At 69.4% G+C, this 2,834-nt stretch carries 2 protein-coding genes; one reads left to right on the forward strand and one right to left on the reverse strand.

What is annotated here, in order from left to right; genetic code table 11:
* Positions 1-1,729, reverse strand: a 1,729-nt coding sequence (locus L6Q67_RS23210) for a heavy metal translocating P-type ATPase (protein ID WP_296575774.1), incomplete at its 3' end; no start/stop codon positions are given.
* Between the two features lie 159 nt (positions 1,730-1,888).
* Here L6Q67_RS23210 and L6Q67_RS23215 point away from each other — a divergent pair.
* A partial coding sequence (locus L6Q67_RS23215) for a DMT family transporter (RefSeq protein ID WP_296575777.1) occupies positions 1,889-2,834 on the forward strand: 946 nt, incomplete at its 3' end.

Below are 2,834 nucleotides of genomic sequence, written 5' to 3' on the forward strand. Positions count from 1 at the left end.
CCATCGCCACGCCGATGTCGGCCTGCGCCAGCGCCGGGGCGTCGTTGATGCCGTCGCCGCTCATCGCGGTCGGCCCGATCTCGCGCTGAAGGTCCCTGATCGCTTCCAGCTTGTGCTGCGGCAGCAGGTTGCCGCGCGCCTGCAGGATACCGGCCTGGCGCGCCACCGCACCGGCAGTGGCCTGGTTGTCGCCGGTCAGCATGACGGGCGTGATGCCCAGGGCATGCAGCGATGCGACCGCCTCGCGCGATGACGGCTTGATCGAGTCGGCCACGGCGAACAACGCGATGACCTTGCCTGGCGTGGCCAGTAGCGTCACGGTGCGACCGTCGGCTTCGTGCTGCTTCAGGTTCTCTTCGAGTGCCGCGGAACACAGTCCACGCTCCTCGATCAGCCGGTGGTTGCCGAGCACGTAGGTCACGCCACCGACATCGGCCTGCACGCCACGGCCGGCGAGCGCCACGAAGTCCTTCGCCTCGATGCTGTTCGGCGCGAGCCCCGCCGCGATCGCCTTGGACACCGGGTGATCGGAGTGGCTCGCCAGCACGACGGCGATGTGCTCAGCCGTCGACGGCTCCGTGGCCGGATCGACGACAAACCAATCGACCAGCCGGGGCTTGCCCGCGGTGATCGTCCCGGTCTTGTCGAGTGCAATGGCCTTGAGCTTGCGAGCCAGTTCGAGATAGATGCCACCCTTGATCAGGATGCCGCGCCGCGCCGCGGCGGTCAGCCCGCTGACGATGGTCACCGGCGTCGAGATCACCAGTGCACAGGGACAGGCGATGACCAGCAGCACCAGCGCCTTGTAGGCGGCCTGCAGCGCCGTCCAGCCGAGCAGCCACGGGCCCAGCAGCCCGACCGCGAGCGCGGTGACGAAGACGGCCGGCGTGTAGACCGCGGCAAAGCGGTCGACGAAGCCCTGCGTCGGCGCCCGAGTGGCCTGCGCCCGCTCGACGGCGTGGATGATGCGCGCCAGCGTGGAATCCGATGCGGGTGCCGTGACCTCGAACTCGAACGTACCCGATGCGTTGATGGTCCCGGCGAAGACCGGATCGCCCGCCGCCTTGTCGACCGGGATGCTTTCGCCGGTGACGGGGGCCTGATCGATGCTCGTCTGGCCCGAGCGGACGACACCGTCCATCGGCACGCGTTCGCCGGGCTTCACACGCAGCATCGCGCCCACGCCGATCTCGCGCACCGGCCGGCTGGACCAGCCGCCGTCGGCCTGCCGCACCCAGGCTTCGTCCGGCGACATCGCCAGCAGGCCCTGGATGGCGCTGCGTGCGCGGTCGACGGCGCGTGCCTCGATCGCTTCTGCGATCGCATAGAGCGCCATCACCATCGCCGCTTCGGGCCACTGGCCCAGCACAAAGGCACCCGTCACGGCAACCGTCATGAGGGCGTTGATGTTCAGCCGCCCATGTCGCAGCGCCGTCAGTCCCATCCTGTACACATCGAAGCCGGCGAGCCAGATCGCCACGGCCGCGACGGCAAGTCCCGCCACACGCCAGGCGGTGGTCTCGGACGCGAAGTACCCGATGACCTCGGCACCGATGGCCAGCAGCAGCGCCCCGACCAGCTTCGGCCAGTCGCCTTGTGCGCCCTCGTGGCCATGGTCATCGTCAGCGCAATGGCCAGCTTCGGGCTGGCGCTGCACCTGGCAGCATCCGCCGCAGGCATGATCAGAGTGCTGGCTCTCACGGTTGTGGCCAGCGTGGGGAAGCTTCATCGATTGGGTTCCGTTGACCTGCCTGCCATTGAAGACCCTGCAGCAGCCTCATCCAGGTCCGCGCCATCATCGTGGCACGGAACGGGGACCACCCCTTCAAACCCAATTCTCGCGGACCCCGCCCACGCGTGACCGCCCCGGTACGGCGACACTCACGGCATGCGTAAACCACGCTCGCGCCGTCCCGGTGCAGCCAGGCTGCCTGCGGGTGTGGGCGCCGCACTGCTCGCCGCCGTGCTGTTCGGGGCGAGTACTCCCCTGGCCAAGGCGATCGTGGGCGATGCGGGCCCGTGGATGCTGGCCGGGCTGCTCTACCTGGGCTCCGGCCTCGGTCTCGCGCTGTGGCGTGCCATGTGCCGCACGTCGTCGTCCCGGCTGGCCGCGCGCGAATGGCCCTGGCTGATCGGTGCCGTGCTGACCGGTGGAGTCGTCGGGCCGGTGCTGCTGATGTTCGGGGTCGCGGGCATGCCCGCCTCGGGCGCCTCGCTGCTGCTCAACGCCGAGGGTGTCTTCACGGCGCTGCTGGCGTGGTTCGCGTTCAAGGAGAACTTCGACAGGCGCATCGCGCTCGGCATGATGGCCATCGTGGCCGGCGCCCTCGTGCTGAGCTGGTCCGGCGATGCGCAGTTCGGCAGCATGCGCCCAGCGCTGGCGGTGCTGGGGGCTTGCCTGGCCTGGGGCATCGACAACAACCTCACGCGCAAGGTGTCGCTCGCCGATGCGACCTGGGTCGCCATGGTGAAGGGACTGGCGGCAGGGTCGGTCAACTTGGCCATCGCGCTGGGTCTGGGCGCCAGCTTGCCGCCACTCGGTGTACTCGCCGGCTCGGCCGTTCTGGGCTTCTTCGCCTACGGCATCAGCCTGACGCTGTTCGTCCTCGCGCTGCGCCACCTGGGCACGGCGCGCACCGGGGCCTACTTCTCGGTGGCGCCGTTCTTCGGCGCACTGCTTGCGGTGCTGTGGTTGGGAGAACCGGTGACCCCACCGCTCCTGCTCGCCGCAGCCCTGATGGCCCTGGGGGTGTGGCTCCACCTGAGCGAGCGGCACGCACATCCGCATCCGCACGAGGCGATGGAACACGAGCACGAACACGAGCACGACGTGC

This window comes from Zoogloea sp., assembly GCF_023150065.1.
Classification (GTDB): Bacteria; Pseudomonadota; Gammaproteobacteria; order Burkholderiales; family Rhodocyclaceae; genus Zoogloea.